This window comes from Synechococcus sp. CS-603, assembly GCF_977929215.1.
On the sequence record NZ_OZ376778.1, the window covers coordinates 2,018,606 to 2,034,197 of the forward strand.

The 15,592-nt window shown below is 63.5% G+C and carries 19 protein-coding genes; 13 read left to right on the plus strand and 6 right to left on the minus strand.

What is annotated here, in order from left to right:
• Positions 1-118: 118 nt before the first annotated feature.
• Positions 119-1,024 carry a class I SAM-dependent methyltransferase gene (locus ACXMDM_RS10615; protein WP_259722707.1) on the plus strand — a complete coding sequence of 302 codons (906 nt, stop codon included), beginning with the start codon at positions 119-121 and terminating at the stop codon, positions 1,022-1,024.
• A gap of 32 nt (positions 1,025-1,056) precedes the next feature.
• Here ACXMDM_RS10615 and ACXMDM_RS10620 read toward each other — a convergent pair whose 3' ends face one another.
• Positions 1,057-2,622 carry a UbiD family decarboxylase gene (locus ACXMDM_RS10620; protein WP_071801713.1) on the minus strand — a complete coding sequence of 522 codons (1,566 nt, stop codon included), beginning with the start codon at positions 2,620-2,622 and terminating at the stop codon, positions 1,057-1,059.
• Between the two features lie 55 nt (positions 2,623-2,677).
• On the opposite strand from ACXMDM_RS10620, the gene ACXMDM_RS10625 reads away from it, so the two are divergent.
• The 5 genes from ACXMDM_RS10625 (at position 2,678) to sds (ending at position 7,239) form a co-directional block, all read left to right on the plus strand.
• Positions 2,678-3,451, plus strand: a complete 774-nt coding sequence (locus ACXMDM_RS10625) for a 2-phosphosulfolactate phosphatase family protein (protein ID WP_071801714.1) — start codon at positions 2,678-2,680, stop codon at positions 3,449-3,451.
• A gap of 73 nt (positions 3,452-3,524) precedes the next feature.
• The gene (locus ACXMDM_RS10630; RefSeq protein ID WP_071801715.1) at positions 3,525-4,343 is read left to right on the plus strand and encodes a carbon-nitrogen hydrolase family protein; all 819 of its coding nucleotides are present in this window, start codon (positions 3,525-3,527) and stop codon (positions 4,341-4,343) included.
• Positions 4,344-4,351: 8 nt separating this feature from the next.
• Entirely contained in the window at positions 4,352-5,419 is a 1,068-nt protein-coding gene (locus ACXMDM_RS10635; RefSeq protein WP_083544578.1) for an N-acetylmuramoyl-L-alanine amidase, read from the plus strand.
• Complete coding sequence (murI, locus tag ACXMDM_RS10640; protein WP_071801716.1) at positions 5,420-6,244, plus strand: glutamate racemase; 825 nt, start codon at positions 5,420-5,422, stop codon at positions 6,242-6,244.
• A gap of 23 nt (positions 6,245-6,267) precedes the next feature.
• On the plus strand, positions 6,268-7,239 hold the full coding sequence (gene sds / locus ACXMDM_RS10645; protein WP_071801717.1) for a solanesyl diphosphate synthase: 972 nt from the start codon (positions 6,268-6,270) through the stop codon (positions 7,237-7,239).
• On the opposite strand, the gene ACXMDM_RS10650 is transcribed toward sds, so the two are convergent.
• The gene (locus tag ACXMDM_RS10650) at positions 7,223-7,606 is read right to left on the minus strand and encodes a DoxX family protein (RefSeq protein ID WP_071801718.1); all 384 of its coding nucleotides are present in this window, start codon (positions 7,604-7,606) and stop codon (positions 7,223-7,225) included. The two genes, sds and ACXMDM_RS10650, sit on opposite strands and share 17 nt — an antisense overlap.
• Positions 7,607-7,678: 72 nt before the next feature.
• On the opposite strand from ACXMDM_RS10650, the gene ACXMDM_RS10655 reads away from it, so the two are divergent.
• The 3 genes from ACXMDM_RS10655 to ACXMDM_RS10665 all read left to right on the plus strand — a co-directional run bounded on the left by ACXMDM_RS10655 (position 7,679) and on the right by ACXMDM_RS10665 (position 10,331).
• On the plus strand, positions 7,679-8,323 hold the full coding sequence (locus ACXMDM_RS10655) for a class I SAM-dependent methyltransferase (RefSeq protein WP_071801719.1): 645 nt from the start codon (positions 7,679-7,681) through the stop codon (positions 8,321-8,323).
• 71 nt (positions 8,324-8,394) lie between these two features.
• Positions 8,395-8,667 (plus strand): hypothetical protein, encoded by a 273-nt coding sequence (locus ACXMDM_RS10660; RefSeq protein ID WP_071801720.1) that lies wholly within the window; start codon positions 8,395-8,397, stop codon positions 8,665-8,667.
• Positions 8,668-8,717: 50 nt separating this feature from the next.
• Positions 8,718-10,331 carry a bifunctional aminoglycoside phosphotransferase/ATP-binding protein gene (locus tag ACXMDM_RS10665; RefSeq protein WP_071801721.1) on the plus strand — a complete coding sequence of 538 codons (1,614 nt, stop codon included), beginning with the start codon at positions 8,718-8,720 and terminating at the stop codon, positions 10,329-10,331.
• Here ACXMDM_RS10665 and ACXMDM_RS10670 read toward each other — a convergent pair.
• Positions 10,309-10,599 (minus strand): 4a-hydroxytetrahydrobiopterin dehydratase, encoded by a 291-nt coding sequence (locus ACXMDM_RS10670; RefSeq protein ID WP_071801722.1) that lies wholly within the window; start codon positions 10,597-10,599, stop codon positions 10,309-10,311. The two genes, ACXMDM_RS10665 and ACXMDM_RS10670, sit on opposite strands and share 23 nt — an antisense overlap.
• 76 nt (positions 10,600-10,675) lie before the next feature.
• Positions 10,676-11,080, minus strand: a complete 405-nt coding sequence (locus ACXMDM_RS10675) for a hypothetical protein (RefSeq protein WP_145536807.1) — start codon at positions 11,078-11,080, stop codon at positions 10,676-10,678.
• A gap of 84 nt (positions 11,081-11,164) precedes the next feature.
• On the opposite strand from ACXMDM_RS10675, the gene ACXMDM_RS10680 reads away from it, so the two are divergent.
• Positions 11,165-11,422, plus strand: coding sequence for a hypothetical protein (locus ACXMDM_RS10680; protein ID WP_071801724.1), 258 nt, complete (start codon positions 11,165-11,167; stop codon positions 11,420-11,422).
• A gap of 10 nt (positions 11,423-11,432) precedes the next feature.
• Here ACXMDM_RS10680 and ACXMDM_RS10685 read toward each other — a convergent pair whose 3' ends face one another.
• Both ACXMDM_RS10685 and ACXMDM_RS10690 read right to left on the minus strand, forming a co-directional pair.
• Positions 11,433-12,140: a response regulator transcription factor gene (locus ACXMDM_RS10685; RefSeq protein ID WP_071801725.1), complete on the minus strand. Its 708-nt coding sequence runs from the start codon at positions 12,138-12,140 to the stop codon at positions 11,433-11,435.
• Between the two features lie 108 nt (positions 12,141-12,248).
• A complete protein-coding gene (locus tag ACXMDM_RS10690; protein WP_233830819.1) occupies positions 12,249-12,710 on the minus strand; it encodes a DUF2721 domain-containing protein in 462 nt (153 codons plus the stop codon).
• Between the two features lie 35 nt (positions 12,711-12,745).
• Here ACXMDM_RS10690 and ACXMDM_RS10695 point away from each other — a divergent pair, with 35 nt between their 5' ends.
• Genes ACXMDM_RS10695 through ACXMDM_RS10705 form a run of 3 tightly spaced genes read left to right on the plus strand, consistent with a single transcriptional unit; the run spans position 12,746 to position 15,580 of the window.
• Positions 12,746-14,260 (plus strand): carboxypeptidase M32, encoded by a 1,515-nt coding sequence (locus ACXMDM_RS10695; RefSeq protein ID WP_071801726.1) that lies wholly within the window; start codon positions 12,746-12,748, stop codon positions 14,258-14,260.
• A gap of 29 nt (positions 14,261-14,289) precedes the next feature.
• A complete protein-coding gene (locus tag ACXMDM_RS10700) occupies positions 14,290-14,877 on the plus strand; it encodes an inorganic diphosphatase (RefSeq protein ID WP_071801727.1) in 588 nt (195 codons plus the stop codon).
• 16 nt (positions 14,878-14,893) lie between these two features.
• The gene (locus ACXMDM_RS10705) at positions 14,894-15,580 is read left to right on the plus strand and encodes a L,D-transpeptidase (RefSeq protein ID WP_233830823.1); all 687 of its coding nucleotides are present in this window, start codon (positions 14,894-14,896) and stop codon (positions 15,578-15,580) included.
• The last annotated feature ends 12 nt before the right edge of the window (positions 15,581-15,592 follow it).

A 15,592-nucleotide genomic window follows, 5' to 3' on the forward strand; every position in this document is an offset into this window, starting at 1 on the left:
AGACTGGGAGTGCTTAGCCTAGAAAAATATTAATACAGGAATCGCGATCGGGCGGCCCATTTAGCAACTTACGACTAAACTTTTTCATTTTCAGGAGTTCTACGTGCTTGGTAAAATATTGAGCAGGCTCATCACGGGAAAGCCGAGATACAGAAGCGCTCCAAAAATTGAAATCTCAAGTGTAATATCCTATGAAGACTATATAAATATTGCAAATGACGAGCTGAGGACCGACTTAATTAATTTAACATTTGAGAAGAAGCTCGCCCTTGACTCTTCTAAGAAGTTTGCATACAATGGCTACTGCTATGTGTTCAAGGCTTTTGTCGACTTTATTGTAGATTATGATTATGCTTATAAAGTAGATAATATCTTGATGCCAAATTGGAGAGAAAGACTAGCATGTCCAGTCTGTCATCTCAACAACAGAATGCGTGCCGCTGTTCATATATTTAGACTAGAAACTCAAGCAAATGAAAACGCAAAAATCTATATCACTGAACAAACGACTATTCTTTGCAAGCTATTCCAGCAATCTTACAAGAATACATGTGGTAGCGAGTATCTAGGAGAGCTTGTAAGGCGTGGAAGCAGCAACAGCAATGGAATCAGAAACGAAGATCTTACGAACTTATCGTTTAATTCAAACAGATTCGACGCAATATTGTCATTCGACGTTTTAGAGCATATTCCAAACTACAAGAAAGCACTAGAAGAGTGCTACCGCTGCATTAAGCCTGGTGGGTCAATATTTATTAGTGCACCTTTTGAGCTTGCTTCTAAAAAGAATATAATGCGAGCTTACTTGTGTCAAGCAGGAGGCTTGGTCCATCTGCTGCCCCCCGAATATCACGGCGATCCAATTAATCCTGAAGGATGTCTTTGCTTTTATCATTTTGGCTGGGATATTCTCGATGATCTTAGAGAGGTGGGATTTAGTGATGCCAAAGCCCTTCTTTATTGGTCTAAAGAATTTGGGTATTTAGGCGGTGAACAATTAATACTTGTGGCACAAAAAGAATGATAAATATTATACTGCCTAGGAAGTGCATCGACCTAGGCAGCGCGGGCCGCCAGCCGTTCGAGCACATGCTCAAGCGTGTAACCAAATAGCACCGGATCGGGATCGCAGGCATCGATGTCGGCCAGGCCCAATTCGGCCCAGCGCCCATCGAGATGGGCCTCCAGCTCGGCCGGGCGGCTGAGCGGTTCGCCCCAGGCGTGGCGCTTCTCCGGACCGATCTTGGTGGTGGCGTCGATCGCCAGCCTGCCGCCCAGGCCCAGCCGCTCGCTGGCGAAATCAAGTGAATCGAACGGGGTGTCCTCCAACACGAACAGATCCCGCTGGGGATCTACCTGGGCGCTGATCGCCCAGATCACCTGGCGGGGATCACGGATGTTGATGCTGCGGTCGACCACCACCACGAACTTGGTGTAGGTGAACTGGGGCAGGGCGCTCCAGAAGGCCATCGCCGCCCGCTTGGCCTGGCCGGGGTAGGCCTTGTCGATGGCGATCACGGCCAGCTTGTAGCTCAGCCCTTCCATCGGCAGGAAGAAATCGACGATCTCCGGGATCTGCTGGCGCAGGATCGGCGTATAGATCCGGTTCAGGGCGATCGCCAGCATCGCCTCCTCTTTCGGCGGCCGGCCGCTGAAGGTGGTGAGAAACAGCGGGTTACGCCGCTGGGTGACGCACTGAAAGCGCACCAAAGGTGAAGCCTCCACACCGCCGTAGAAGCCCATGTGGTCGCCGAACGGACCATCGGGCAGCTCCTCTCCCGGGGTGATCGTGCCCTCCAGCACCACCTCGCTGTGGGACGGCACTTCCAGGTCAACGGTTTTGCACTTGGCCAGCCGCACCCCTTCACCGGCATAGATGCCGGCGAACAGCCATTCGGAGAGCTGCACCGGAATCGGCGTGGCGGCCGCCATCACCAGCAGGGGGTGGACGCCGATGGCCACCGCCACCTCCAGGGGCTTGCCCATGGCAGCGGCCTTGCGCAGGTGCCGGGCGCCGCCGCGCACGCTCAGCCAGTGCACCGTCATCGTGTTCACCGACTGGCGCTGCAGCCGGTAGACGCCCACATTGGGTACGCCGGTTTCCGGATCCTTGGTGATCACCAGGCCCAGGGTGATCACCCCGCCGGCATCGCCGGGCCAGGGCCGCAGCAGGGGCAGCGCGTCAAGGTTCACCTGATCGCCCTTGAACACCTGCTGGTGGCAGGGGGGAATCAGGTCGCGGTCGGGGCGGGCCTTGACCACATCCCAGAGCACGCCACCGAAGCGCATCGCCTCCTTGAGCCCCTTGGGGGGGCGAGGCTGCTGCAGCAGGGCAAGCCGCTCGCCGAGGTCTTCGAGCTGCTCGGCGTGTTCCATCCCCATGCTCCAGACCACGCGCTGGACGGTGCCGAGCAGGTTCACCGCCACAGGCATCGGGCTGCCGATCACATTTTCAAACAGCAGGCCCGGGCCGCCGCGGGCCAGCACCCGGTCGGCGATCGCGGCGAGCTCCAGATCGGGATCCACCGGGGCGGTGATTCGCCGCAGTTGTCCGCGCTCTTCGAGCAGGGCAAGAAAGCCGCGAAGGTCGCGTGTTGCGCTCTTTGGCAACGCCACCGTCATAGGGGCAAGGATCAGGTGCTGCTTACTGTGACGCACCTCCCCCTTCGGCCGCGCCGTGCAGATCCTCACCTTCCACAGCTCGGAATCCGTGCCGCCGCTGGGGCCCGAAGCAGCGGGCAACCCAGGCGCTGGATCCAGCCCCGATGCCGCCGTGGTGATCGACGTGTTGCGCGCCACAACCACAATCGCCTGGGCCCTGCAGAACGGTGCAGAAGCGGTCCAGGCCTTCGCCGATCTGCAGGCGCTGGAGGCGGCAGCTGCTGGCTGGCCGGCTGAGAAACGGCTGCGGGCCGGCGAGCGAGGCGGCACTCGGGTTCAGGGGTTTGATCTGGGTAATTCCCCCCTGGCTGTCACGCCGGAGTTGGTGGGTGGCAAACGGATCTTTCTGAGCACCACCAATGGCACGCGCTCACTCGATCGGGTCAGCGGCGTGCCCCTGCTGCTGACAGCCTGTCTGCCTAACCGCAATGCCGTTGCCCAGCGGCTGCTCGAGCAAGGGGCCAGCACGGTCTGGATCGTGGGCAGCGGCTGGGAAGGGGCCTACTCCCTGGAGGACACCCTGGCCGCCGGGGCTGTCACCGCCGCCGCCATCGAACTGGGCCTGAAAAGGGGCGAAACGGTGGAGTCAGGCAATGACGAAACGATGGCCGCCCTGGCGCTCTGGCAGCAGTGGAAGCACGACCCTGAAGCCTGCCTGCGACTGGCCAGCCATGGCAAGCGACTGGAGGCCTTGGGGAACCACGATGCCGACTTCCGCTGCTGCGCGGCTCTGGACAATCTGCAAATCGTGCCAATCCAGACCACACCGGGCGTGCTCAAGGCCAGCTGACGCAACGCCACGGGGGCTGCCTGAGGCCCGGAGCCCCTCCCCTACAGTTCCGCCGACCTGCCCTTCTTCTTCGGTGTCGAGCTTCCTTGCAGCTGCCCTGCAAATGACCAGCACGCCGGATCCGGAGGCGAATTTCACCGCCGCTGAGGAACTGATCGAGCTGGCCGCCAGGCGCGGCGCCGAACTGGTTGGTTTGCCGGAGAATTTCGCCTTCATGGGCGATGACTCCCGCCGCCTGGAGTTGGCTCCCAGCCTGGCCGAACGCTGCAGCCGTTTTCTGGTCACGATGGCCCGGCGTTACCAAGTCACCCTGCTGGGGGGTGGATTCCCTGTGCCGGCCGGCGAGCGCGTCACCTTCAACCGTGCCGAGTTGGTGGGCAAGGACGGCCAGCTGCTGGCCCGCTACGACAAAATCCACCTCTTCGATGTGGATCTGCCGGACGGCAACACCTACCGCGAATCGGAAACGGTTCAGCCCGGCACCGCCCTACCGCCGGTTGTCGATGTGCCCGGGCTCTGCAGGGTGGGCTTGTCAATCTGCTACGACGTGCGCTTCCCGGAGCTCTACCGCCATCTGGCTGGAGCTGGAGCAGAGCTGGTGATGATTCCAGCCGCCTTCACCGCCTTCACCGGCAAGGATCATTGGCAGGTGCTGCTGCAGGCAAGGGCGATTGAGAACACCGCCTACGTGCTGGCGCCCGCGCAGACCGGCTTGCACTATGGGCGCAGGCAAACCCATGGGCACGCGCTGGTGATCGATCCCTGGGGAACTGTGCTGGCTGACGCTGGAGTGTCGGTTGGGCTGGCCGTGGCACCGATCGATACCAGCCATGGCCAAAGGGTCCGGGCCCAGATGCCGAGCCTGAACCACCGTTGTCCCTCGCTGTTCTGAGTCTGAGGATGTTTCATCGACCACTGCTGGGGCCACTGAGCCGCGTTCTGCTGGGCGGTGTAGCCCCCCTGGCACTCCTGCTGGGCTCCCTGCCGGCAGAAGCCGCGAGCGCCCTGGCGGCTTGGCGGATCGCCCGTGATGGGGCGCTGGAGCTGCGTACCTCACCGTCCATCTCGCTCACGGCGTTCTATGAGGCCGGCAAGGGTGGCGTCGGACCGCGCATCTGGATCGATCTGCCTGGTGCCCCCAGCCGCACCCGCAGCATTCGCGGCAACGGGGCCCTCAAGGAGATCCGGATCGGCAAACCCGATCCCAACACCACCAGGCTCGTCCTGGAATTTTTACCTGGCACCCGCTTGAACCCGCGCAATATGCGGCTGGTCGGAACAGCCCGTGATCGCTGGAGGTTGGAGCTCGAAGGCCTCCGCTCCGGCAGCATCGCCTCGCTGGGCGAGGGCAGCCTCGAAGCCCCAACCGTGGCCTGGTCACGGCCGGCCAGCACGGGCCCGCTGCCGTCCGTGCCGAGTGGCCGTTTCACCGTGGTCATCGACCCGGGCCATGGCGGCCCCGATCCGGGTGCGATCGGCATCGGCGGACTGCGTGAGACCGATGTGGTGCTCGACATCAGCCTGCAAGCAGCCAGATTGCTGCAGAACCGTGGCGTGCGGGTTGTGATGACACGCACCTCAGAGGTGGATGTCGACTTACCGCCGCGCGTCTCGTTGGCTAACAGCAGCCGCGCCCACGCCTTTGTGAGCATTCACGCCAATGCCCTGAGCATGGCGCGGCCTGATGTCAACGGCATCGAAACCTTCTACTTCCAGAGTTCCCTCTCCAAGGCTCTGGCCAGCTCTGTACAGAGAGAGGTGGTGGGCGTGTCACCGGGCAGCCCGAATCGGGGCGTCAAACCAGGTCGCTTCTTCGTGATCCGCCGAACCGTGATGCCCGCCGCCCTGGTGGAAACCGGCTTCCTGACCGGAAATCTGGACTCCCCCCGGCTGGCCACGGCCTCGCACCGCAGCCAGCTGGCCAACGCGATCGCCCGCGGCATCCTCAATTACCTGGGGGGAGGCTGAATGGCGGCCCGTATCGGCTTGATGGATAGCGGTGTGGGCGGTTTAACAGTGCTTCGGCGGGTGATCGAATGCCACCCCAATCAGGCCTTCCTTTACCTGGGGGACACGGCGCGGGTGCCCTATGGACAGCGATCAAGCGCCGAAATCCGCTTGATTGCCCAGGAAATCGCGTACTGGATGCGACAGGAACAGGTGGACATGGTGGTGATGGCCTGCAACACCACCAATGCCCTGGCCTTCGACCTGGTCGAAGCCGAGGCGGGCGTGCCGGTCCTTGGCTTGATCGACAGTGTGGCCAGCCAGCTGCGGGCCGATCGGGTGGGGGTTCTGGCCACCCCGGCCACTGCGGCCAGTGGCGCCTATGGCCTGGCCCTGCGTGAGCTGCGCCCTGACACGACGGTGGTGGAAGTGGGCTGTCCGGCCTTCGTCCCCCTGATCGAGGCCGGCAACTTCGATGATCCCCGCCTCAGGGAAGCGGCAACGGCCTATCTCAAGCCCTTGCTGAACGCCCGGGTGGAAGCGATTGTGCTGGGCTGTACCCACTACCCCCTGCTGGAGGAGCTGCTGCGTGACCTGCTCCCCGCCGAGATCACCCTGGTGGACCCAGCGGTGGCCACCGTCGAGCGGCTTGGCGCTCTTCTCCAGCAAGCCCCGGTTCCGGCCAGTTCGCGCTGCGGACTCCACCCCAGCAAGTTGACAACCCACGCCGGCCGTTTCTGCGTCACCGGCGACCCCGACGCCTTCGCTCTTGCCGCCACCCCCTGGCTGGGTTGGCAGCCCCAGGTGGAGAAGGTTGGCCTTCACTCGCCGGTGAGCTCCTCCTAGGATCATCCAGACGGGCGGAGGACATGGCAACGGTTGCGGAATTGCTCCAGCCAGTTGAAAACGATCTAGAAGTTCTGCTCAGTGATCTGCGCAGCTTGATCGGCGCCGGGCATCCGATCCTGCAGGCGGCAGCTGAACACCTTTTCAGTGCAGGCGGCAAGCGCATCCGCCCGGGGATCGTGCTTCTGCTCTCGCGGGCCCTCTCGCCCGATGGCGAGCTCGGCAGCCGCCATCGCCGGCTGGCAGAGATCACCGAGATGATTCATACCGCCTCCCTGGTCCACGACGACGTCGTGGATGAAGCCTCAACCCGGCGCGGTGTCGACACGGTTCATAGCCGCTTCAACAATCGTCTGGCGGTGCTCGCCGGTGACTTTCTCTTCGCCCAGGCGAGCTGGCACCTGGCCAACCTGGACGATCTGGCCGTCGTCAAGCTGCTCTCCCGCGTGATCATGGATCTGGCTGATGGCGAGGTGCGCCAAGGCCTCTATCGCTATGACACCGGCCAGAGTTTCGAAACCTATCTCGAGAAGAGCTACTGCAAAACGGCCTCGCTGATCGCCAACAGTGCCAAGGCCGCCGGCGTGCTCAGCGGCCTGGAGGTGGGCCAGCTCGACCAGCTCAATCGCTTCGGCCGTCAGTTGGGCCTGGCCTTCCAGGTGGTCGATGACATTCTCGACTTCACCGGCAGTGATCAGCAACTGGGCAAACCGGCCGCCAGCGACCTGGCCGCCGGCTACCTCACCGCCCCGGCCCTCTATGCCCTCGAAGAGCGGCCCGCCCTGACCGGCCTGATCGAGCGGGAATTCTGTGAGCCCGACGATCTCTCCCAAGCCCTTGAACTGGTGCGGGGCTGCGAGGCGATCCCCCGCTCCAGGGCCCTGGCCGAGGGCTTTGCAAAGGAAGCCGGAGAGGCCCTCGATTGGCTGCCGAGTTCGGAAGCCGGAACCGCCCTGCTGGCTCTACCCGAGTTTGTGCTCAGCCGCCTCTATTGATCACCCGGCTGCCTGAGGGCTGGTTGGCCACCAACAGCAGCCCACCGATGATCGCCATGTTCTTGAGCAACTGGATCCGCTCGCCCGCATCCGACACCTCGCCGTGGAAGATCAGGCTGGTGGGAATCAGAAAGATCAGCAGCAGCAGGGCACCAACTCGGCTGTGCCAACCACTGATCAGCAGCAAGGAACCCACCGCCAACAGCACCATGGCCAGCGACAACAGCAAAGGAGCGAAGGGGAGTCCTTTGGCACTGATTGCGGCGGAAACGCCAGCGAAGCCTGTCACCTTGCCGAGCAGGGCATGCAGGAAAACAAGCCCAATCAGAACGCGGCCGATGGCATCGACGAGGCGGTGGGTCGTCATGGGGCAGGGCCAAGGATCTTGGCCGGGGAATCACGGCGACCAGTCTGGGGGCAGAGCTGTGGGGATCCAGCCATGAGCGCAACCCTGCTCACGGCGCGGCAGAGGCGAAAGCAAGACGAAGGCGACGACGCCCTCTTTTACGCCGAGCCCCGCTTCGTGCACCATCTCGATGCCGGCTTTCGCCAGCGGCTCACGGCGCTGTACCAGCAACGTCTGCCGCAGGGTGCGGTGCTGCTGGATCTGATGAGCAGTTGGGTCAGCCACCTACCCGAGTCAGGCCACTACGGCGAGGTGATCGGCCATGGCCTCAATGCGGCCGAATTGGCTGCCAACCCGAGGCTGGATCGTCACTTTGTTCAGAACCTCAACAAATCTCAGACCCTGCCGCTGGCCTCGGCAAGCCTGGATGCGGTCTTGGTTGTGGCCGGCTGGCAATACCTGCAACACCCCGAGGCGATCGCCGCCGAACTGGCCCGGGTGGTGCGTCCGGGAGGGGAGGTGATCGTGGCGTTCAGCAACCGCATGTTCGCCAGAAAAGCCCCCGTCGCCTGGCTGGAATCGAGCGACCGTGAGCGACTCACCCTGGTGGGCCAGTTGTTGGTGCAGGCCGGTTGGAGCATCGACGCCGTCATCGCCGAAGACACCCCGGCCAGTGGCCCGCTCGGCTGGTTGGGGGGCAAGGGCGATCCATTTTTCGCCGTGGTCGCCAAGGCCTGATGGCTTCTAGGGCGGATCTCCGTAGGATCGAGTTCAGGAGGCTGCTTCCATCTGTCCGGCAGTTTTTGGTCATGGCGATCGTGCCCTTTCGCTCCACCCTTCTGCTTGTTGCTTTGATCGTTGGTTCTGCTGGCACCAGCTGGGCCGGGTCCAGCACCGCCGACTCGGTCTGGGACGAAGAGAATGCGCGCCAGCGGGCAATCGAGCAGATCCCGGCTGGGGCGGTCGTCGGCACCACCAACTGTGAAAGCTTCTCCGTGGGAATGGGCAACACCCGTTACAGGTGCACGGTGAATTACACCCCGTCGGCAACAGGCAACGAAGCGCCTCCCCAAGGCAACTGACGAACCGTTGGATCGCTTCTGATCGAACACCTTTCAAGCTTCCCCTCTGATTGATCTCTTCTGAACTCTCGCCACTGATCCAGAGCCTCGCCAGGCCTTCGATCTACCCAGCTGAAGCCTGGGGCGATCTGCCGCTTTGTCAGCGTCACGTCGAGCTGATTGAGACCCACATCAGCGTGATTGCGCTAACAGCGCGGCGTGCCTACAAGCTCAAGAAGCCTCTACGTTTTTGGGATCTGCTCGACTACAGCAGCCTGGAGCTTCGCCGTCACTACTGCGAAGAAGAGGTGCGGCTGAACCGTCGGCTGGCTCCCGATCTTTATCTGGGGGTCACCGAACTGGCCACCCCTTCCGGGCCCGAAGCATCGGTGGTGATGCGCCGCTTCGATCCAGCCACCAGCCTGATGGTCCAGCTGGAGGAGGGGCGTGCCGGAGCGCCGGAGCTGCAGGCCGTGGGGCAACGAATAGCCGCTTTCCATGCCGATCACCCCCTGGTTGCCGCCAAGCCGGCCGCTCTGCTGAGGAGCTTTGCGCGGTTTGTACACAGCAATCTGCGCGCAACCCGCGGTTCAGGCGAAGCCCTGATTCCTGAGGCCGTGCACCGGCTGCTCGACCAGCGTCTGGCCATGGCCCTGCGGCGGCAACGGCGTTTACTGCTCAGCCGACTGGAGGGTGGCTGGGCTGTCGATGGCCATGGTGATCTGCGCCTGGAACATGTGTTGATGGACGGCCCGATCGCCGTGATCGACTGCGTTGAGTTCAATGCCGAGCTGCGCCACATCGATGGGGGCTCCGATCTCGCCTTCCTGGTGATGGAGCTGCAGGCCAACGGCCAGGCGGACCTGATCGCCCCCTTGCTGGAGGGCTACAGCAGAACGATCGAGCCCGCCGTTCTCGCCCTGTTCTGCGCCTATCGGGCCCATGTGCGCGCCAAGGTGGCGGTGGTGAGCGGCCGGGAAGCCCGCGGCCAGCTCAGCCTGGCCCTGGCCTACGCCAGCTCTAGCCAGGCCGCACCCGCCCTCATCCTGCTGCGGGGATGCTCCGGCAGCGGCAAAAGCCACCTGGCCGCAGAGCTGGCCCCCTGGTTACTGGCCGAGCACCTGGGCAGTGACAGGATTCGCAAACAACTCCACGGATTGCAGCCACAGCAGCGAACCAGCGGCAGGGAGAGGGAGAGGCTGTATTCAGCCGAAGCCAACCGGCGTACCGAAGCATCCTTGCTGGAGAACGCCCGCCTCAGCCTGGAGCGTGGCCAGGCCGTGTTGCTCGACGCCACTCACCTGCGACAAGACAGCCGCCAGCACGCGATCGCCCTGGCCGAGCAACAGAGATCGCCCTGGTTGATCCTCAACCTCCACACGCCCCAGGGGCTGATCGAGCAACGGCTCAAGCAACGCCAGCTACGCGATGACGACCCCAGTGACGCCGATGGGCCGATCCAGGCCGCCCAGCGCGCCTACAGCCAGCCCCTCACAGCCGCAGAATCGGAGAGAACCATCAATTACCACTTCCGCTACCACCCCAACCGCCCGAACCCTCCAGAAGATCAGGCAACAGCGCCTGTGATCACAGACCCCTTTGCCCTGCTGATGGAGATCTGGACAAGGCTGGCGGCGGCAGGGGGCTCAAGCGGGAGGCCGCTCAGGCTTTCAGCAAGGCGTTGATCCCCTGGGCCAGGTCCACATCGAGGGAGGAGAGTCCATCGGTGTCATGGGTGGTGAGATCAATCGTCACGCGGTTGTAGACATTGCCCAGCTCCGGGTGGTGGCCCATCGACTCGGCAATCAGCGCCACCTGGGTCAGAAAGCCGAAGGCTTCAACGAACGAGTCGAAGATCAAGCCGCGGTGCAACTTTCCGTTCTCCACGCTCCAATCGGGCAGGTCGGTTCCCAGGCTGGCGATCTGCTGGGGAGAGAGGGGCTGGGCAGGCATGGGCGCTTCCGCTGTTCAACAGCTCCAGGTTGGCAAAACAGGGAAGAGCTCGCCATTCCCTCTCGCCCTGCCCTGCTCAGGTGCCGCCCTGTTGATGGTCACAGAGCGCGTGGAGACGGTCGATCATCAGATCCACCTCTGTGTCGAGATCCGTGTCGCCGTCGGCATCGACGCCGATGCTGCTGCGCCGCATCACCTCAGTGTTGATCCGCTCGGCATTGCGACGCGCCAGCCACTGGGAGGGTGTGGCCAGGGCGCCAGCCTCCTGAGCCTGAGCGGGCTCGATCACCCCGCCGAGCTGGGCGAGGGTGGCACCCAGGGCCGCCAGTTCGGCGTTCATGGCCCTGATCTCTTCTTGCAGGGCAACCATCCGGGCACTGAGGTTCAGCATCGCGGCGGCGAGGGCCGGTGCCAGAGCAGGGGTGGGCGCCCCGGTGGTGGAAGCGGGGTCGTAGCCAGGCATCTCCAATCTCCAGGGCACGCAACGGATCCCATGATCCCCCGGGCGTTGGGGGATTCCCCATAGGCTTAAGACACGTGATCGCTTGCCTTCCCTGGTCCGTCCATGCGCTGTCCTTACTCCTTGTCTCCCCTGGCAGCAAGCCTCTGCCTGATCGGCTCCTTGGCGCTTCCCACGGGCGGCGCCCAGGCGCAGGAAGTGGTCCCCAAGCTGCAGGCCATGTGCCCACTTGGCTACGTCGACACCTTCAACGGCAAGTGCAGCCCCCTGGGGGTGATCACCTATACCGTGGCTCCCACGCGCGGTGAGGCCTGCGATTCGGGCTGGGTGAACATCGGCGGCGGCTATTGCCGGCGCCAATAGGCAGGCGGCTTCAGTCCAGCTGATCCCAGCGCACCAGCTGGAGCCGCAGGGCGATCACCGCGGCATGGGTGCGGTTGCGGGCCATCAGCTTCGTTTTCACCGCCTTGCAGTGGCTGCGCACCGTTTCCGGCGAAATACCCAGGCGGCAGGCGATCTCGTCGTTGTCGCAGCCGCGCACCAGCTCCTCGAGCACCTGACATTCCCTGGGCGTCAGCCGTGCCGGGCTTCCATCGATCTGGCCCCGGCTGGTGCGGTGCAGCATCGCCGCCACCGGCCCGTCCATGTAGGCCCCACCGCCGAGCACGGCCTTGGTGGCAGCCAGCAGGTTGCCGAAGCCCACCAGTCGCTCCAGGCAGATGCCATCCGCATTGGATTCGAGTGCGGCCAGCAGCAGGTCGGGGCTGTCCTGCTCAAGCAAAAGCAGAATGGACAGATCGGGATAGCGCTTCTTGGCCTGGCTCACCAAGGCGAGGCCACTGCCCTGCTCCAGCGGATCGGTCACGATCAGCAGATCCGGACGCTCCCGCTCCAACAGGGCCAGAGCCTGCTGCTCGCAGGTGGCGGCGCCGATCCAGCAGGAGGACGGGCCAATCGAGCCGGTGATCAGGCTGATTGTGAGGCGTCGACCACTGGCGATGAGCAGCCGACGATCCCTGAGCAACGCGATCGCTTGCTCGCGTGCCTGATCCAATCGCGCCAACAGCGGGGTCAGGTCCATGGCCTTCAGGCCAGAGATTTAAACGATGCTGCTCCCGCTCCCGTTGGCAAGGCCATATGGGGATTAGCTGACAATGAAGAAGTGGGGCCGACGGCTGGCCGGCGCCCCTCAGTAGCGGTGGGGGTTCAGGGCAATGGCCAGCCGCACTTCGCGCAGAAAAAGCAGCAGGCTTGCGATCAGCGAGAGCATCGCCAACACGAAAATGGGCACCACGATCGCAGCCAGATCAATGACTGCCACCACACTGATGAACAAAACCGCCACAACAACGGCGATCAGCAACGCCGTGATCGTGGCGAACAGGATGGCGCGGTTGATCAGGTAAAGGCGTCGGCGCTGAACCGTTAACACCGACTTCAGCGCCTTGACCTGGCCAATGCTGCCCCGGTCCATCGTCTCTTGAATGATCCTGATGCGGTCGATGATGCGACCCAGCCTTGCCGAAAACGTCCCCAGCAGGCCGGCAATGCCCGTGAGCAGAAAAACTGGTGCCACCGAGAGCTGAATCGCCCGTGACAGCCCGGCCACCGCAGAGGCGTCACTCGGGCCCATCACCAGCTGGCTCGGCAAGACGCTCCAATGTAGCGATAGCAATCTCAGAAACCATGGCCCAACCTGCGTTGGAGACCCTCGGCGCCCACCTGCGCGACACCCGTCTGCTCGGCAGCATTCACAGCACCCTCTACTGGGATCAGAACACGCTGATGCCGCCTGCCGGGGCCTCCTGGCGCGGCGAACAACTGGCCCTGCTGGCCCGCCAGCTGCACCAACGTCAGAGCAGCGACGCCTACGCCGAGCTGCTGGCCGCCGCCGAAGCAAGCGAGCCAGCAGGTGAGGGCTGGCGGCGGAACCTGTCGTTGCTGCGCCAGGACCTGGAGCGGCAACGTCGGCTGGACCCCTCCCTGGTGGCCGAACTGGCGCTGGCCCAGGCCAACGGCTACAGCCTCTGGCAGCAGGCTCGCGCCCAGGCTGACTTCAGCAGCTTCGCTCCGGCCCTGCGCCGCCTGATCGCCCTGCGCCAGGAGCAGGCCCGCCAGCTGGCACCGGTGGAGACAACTGCCGATGGCCAGCCGCGCAGCTGCTGGGAAATCCTGGCCCAGCCGTTTGAACCCGGGATCAGCAAGCAACGCCTCAACCACCTATTCTCTCCGCTGCGTCAGCGCTTGCCGGAGCTGATTGCGCGCTATGCCGGCCCTGGCTCCAGACCCTTCCCCCAGCCCAGCGACCTGCCCGATGCCGCCCAGCAGAGCCTCTGCCTGGAACTGCTGCAGGCCTGGGGGTTCGATGCCGAGAAGGCCGTGCTGGCACGCTCGCCCCATCCGTTTTCCACCACCCTCGGCCCCCGCGATTTCCGCATCACCAGCCGGGTGGTTCCAGGCCAGCCGTTTTCGGCCTTCCTGGCGACAGCCCACGAATGGGGCCATTCCCTCTACGAGCAGGGCCTGCCCCGTCAGGACAACCAATGGTTCGCCTGGCCGCTGGGAGATGCCACTTCGATGGGAGTTCACGAGAGCCAGAGCCTGTTCTGGGAATGCCGGGTGGCGCGCAGCGAAGCCTTCGCCCGGCGCTGGCAACCTCGCATCGCCCAGGCCCTGACCGGCTCGGGATCGTTGTTCCAGGCCCTCAACCCGCGCCGGCCTGGGCTGAACCGGGTGGAGGCCGATGAGCTCAGCTACTGCCTCCACATCGTTTTGCGCTACGACCTGGAGCTGGCCCTGCTGGAGGGCGATCTGTCGGTGGAGGAGCTTCCAGCCGCCTGGAACCGGCAGATGAAGGAGCTGCTGGGCCTCGAGCCTGCAGATAACGCCCAGGGTTGCCTCCAAGACGTCCATTGGAGCGAGGGACTGTTTGGCTATTTTCCCTCCTATGCTCTGGGACACCTGATCTCAGCCCAGCTGGCCGAGGCGATGGAGCGGGAGACAGGCCCGATCGAAGCGTGCGTGGCCGCCGGCGAGGAAGAGAACATGCGGCAGTGGCTGGGCCGGCACGTTCACCCCCTCGGGCGCAGCGTCAGCAGCGAGGAGCTGGTGGAGCGGGTCTGTGGCAAGCCCCTGGGCCCGGAGGCTTTTCTGTCCTATCTCGAAACGAAGCTGGAGAGACTCGCGGCCTGGGATTCGTAGACTCCGCAGCGCAACCTTGCCCTTGCTCCATGGCGAACATCGACCATGCCCCCAGCCGGACGATGCTCAATCTGCTGCACGTGTTGCCGGCATTCGCCGATGAAGCAGAGCTGCGTCTCAACGCGATCGTGGAGCTCAACTCCAACACGATCAACAAATACGAACTGATCACCGAAACCGGCCATCTCAAGCTCGATCGCGTCGGCTACTCCTCCCTGGCCTATCCCTTCGCCTACGGCTGCATTCCCCGCACCTGGGACGAAGACGGTGACCCGCTCGACATCGAGATCGTGTCCGTCACCGAGGCGTTGGTGCCAGGCAGCCTGGTGGAGGCTCGGATCATCGGCATCATGACCTTTGACGACGGCGGCGAGGTTGACGACAAGGTGATCGCCGTTCTCGCCGACGACAAGCGGGTGGATCACATCACCAGCTTCGAGCAGCTCGGCGCCCAATGGGTCAAGGAAACCACCTACTACTGGGAGCACTACAAAGACCTCAAGAAACCAGGCACCTGCAAGGTCAACGCGTTTCTCGGGGTGGATGAGGCGATGCGGATCGTCAAAACCTGTGAGGCGCGCTACAACAGCGAGATCGAGGCCAAACTCGTCAACTGACCGTCAACGTCGTCCCATGCCCTCCCAGCCTCCCCGCTCCAACCGTGCCGGCGCCAAGATGCGACGCCTGAGCAACGCTTCCTCAATGCTGAAGGCCCTGGGACTGAGCCTCGGCTTGGGCATGCTCCCGGCCCAGGCCCAGAACAAGCGGGCCCCCGCATGGGAAACGGTCGGTGCCGCCACGGCCCCGGCTCCGGAGGCTCCCTCCAGCCCCGCTGCAACGTCAACGGCCATCCCGACAGCGCCGCCGGCCGTAGTGCCCACACAGGCCCTGCCCACCCCCACCGCGATCGCCGTTCCGATCAGCGAATCCAGAATCCTGCTGGCTCTCGGCCGGCGTGAGATCCGTCTGGAGCGCGATGGCAAGATCTACGGCCCCTGGCCCGTGGCGATCGGCGATCCCAAGACCCCCACACCCACGGGCACCTTTGCCGTGAAGAACAAGGTGGTCAATCCTCAGTACGCCAGCACCAGGACCGGCAAGGTCAACCCCACGGTTGGACCGAATGGACCACTCGGCGATCGCTGGATCGGCTTCAAGACCCAGGGTCCCAACCAGTTCGGCATCCACGGCACGCCTTGGCCCACCTGGGTTGATCAGCGCGCCGCCGTCACCAATGGTTGCGTGAGGATGAAGCACGAACACGTGCGCAAGCTCTTCGACCTGGTGGATCTCGGCACCGCTGTTGTGATCACCCGCTGATCAGGCTGTGAT